At 73.2% G+C, this 399-nt stretch carries 2 protein-coding genes; both read left to right on the top strand.

The genetic code is table 11. The annotated features are described in order from the left end of the window. Nucleotides 1–114 (top strand): DUF1348 family protein (locus G3I78_RS50140; protein WP_164437343.1); only part of this gene is annotated, 114 nt, incomplete at its 5' end. Nucleotides 115–184: 70 nt separating this feature from the next. After that, nucleotides 185–399, top strand: a 215-nt coding sequence (locus tag G3I78_RS50135) for an alpha/beta fold hydrolase (protein WP_164437341.1), incomplete at its 3' end; no start/stop codon positions are given.

Here is a 399-nt window from a genome sequence, read left to right as displayed (position 1 = left end):
TGGCGCAGCCACGGCAACGAGCAGTGGGAGTTCGACGGCAACGGGCTGATGCGCCGCCGCGAGGCCAGCATCAACGACATCCCGATCGCCGCCGAGGACCGCCGCCTCGGCTGACAGGTGTGCCGTCCCGCGCCCCGCGGTATGTGTCTGCGCGATCGCTCACCCCCCTGTGAGGAGACGCGGCATGACGGGACGGGCTCGCGTGAACGGCGTGGACCTCTACTACGAGGTCGTGGGCGAGGGCGAACCCCTGGTCCTCGTCCACGGCTCGTGGGTCGACCACGAGACCTGGCAGCGCGTCGTACCCCGCCTCGCGCGGTCGTTCCGCGTGCTGGTCTACGACCGCCGGGGCCACAGCCGCAGCGAGCGCCCGCCGGGCCAGGGCCGCCGGCGCCAGGA

It is taken from the genome of Streptomyces sp. SID13726, from assembly GCF_010548375.1.
Classification (GTDB): Bacteria; Actinomycetota; Actinomycetes; order Streptomycetales; family Streptomycetaceae; genus Streptomyces.
The sequence above is the reverse complement of the archived record's forward strand: the minus strand, read 5'-3'. Positions and strand labels throughout refer to the sequence as shown.